Genomic DNA, 1,082 nt, shown 5'->3' with positions numbered 1-1,082 from the left:
ACCCCCATCGATCTCCAACGCAATCTGATACGCGGACCGCTCGATCTCACCCTTTTGGAAACCCTCCTCGATCGCCCGCACCGCACCACCCTTGTCCTCGACCTGACCCATCAACGCCAACGCCGCCTCCTCCAGGTCATCGGTCAACGACTCCATCAGATACGACCCCGCGAACGGGTCGACCGTCTTGGTCACATCACTCTCGAACGCGATGACCTGCTGGGTGCGCAACGCCAACCGGGCCGCCTTCGTCGTCGGCAACGCGATCGCCTCATCAAACGAGTTCGTATGCAACGACTGCGTCCCACCCAGCACCGCGCCCAACCCCTGCAACGCGACCCGAACCATGTTGACCTCCGGCTGCTGAGCCGTCAGCTGCACCCCCGCCGTCTGCGTGTGAAACCGCAGCATCAACGACTTCGGATTCCTCGCCCCGAACTCCTCCCGCATGATCCGCGCCCACATCCGCCGCGCCGCACGAAACTTCGCGACCTCCTCCAACAGCGTCGTGCGCGCGACGAAGAAGAACGACAACCGCGGCGCGAAATCATCCACCGCCAACCCCGCAGCCACCGCCGCCCGCACATACTCCTTCGCGTTCGCCAGGGTGAACGCGACCTCCTGCACCGGCGTGGCACCCGCCTCGGCCATGTGATACCCACTGATCGAGATCGTGTTCCACCGCGGCAACTCGCCCTGACAGTACGAAAAAATGTCACTGATCAACCGCAACGACTCCCGCGGCGGGTAGATATACGTCCCCCGCGCGATGTACTCCTTGAGCACATCGTTCTGGATCGTGCCGGTCAGCCTCTCCGGCCCGATCCCCTGCGCCCGCGCGGTCAGCTGATACAACAACAACAACGTCGACGCCGGCGCGTTGATCGTCATACTCGTGGACACCTGGTCCAACGGCAACCCATCAAACAACACCTGCATGTCATCCAACGAGTCGATCGCCACCCCGACCTTGCCGACCTCACCATGCGCGATCGCCGCATCCGAGTCATACCCCATCTGCGTCGGCAGATCGAACGCCACCGACAACCCGCCCGTGCCCGCAGCCACCAACTCCTTATACC

At 63.3% G+C, this 1,082-nt stretch carries 1 protein-coding gene; it reads right to left on the bottom strand.

What is annotated here, in order from left to right:
- Positions 1-1,068: acyl-CoA mutase large subunit family protein (locus FGL98_RS25130; protein ID WP_246136748.1), on the bottom strand; the 1,068-nt coding region annotated here is incomplete at its 3' end.
- Positions 1,069-1,082: the final 14 nt, after the last annotated feature.

Source organism: Leekyejoonella antrihumi, from assembly GCF_007845645.1.
In the GTDB taxonomy this organism is placed as follows: Bacteria; Actinomycetota; Actinomycetes; order Actinomycetales; family Dermatophilaceae; genus Leekyejoonella; species Leekyejoonella antrihumi.
The sequence above is the reverse complement of the archived record's forward strand: the minus strand, read 5'-3'. Positions and strand labels throughout refer to the sequence as shown.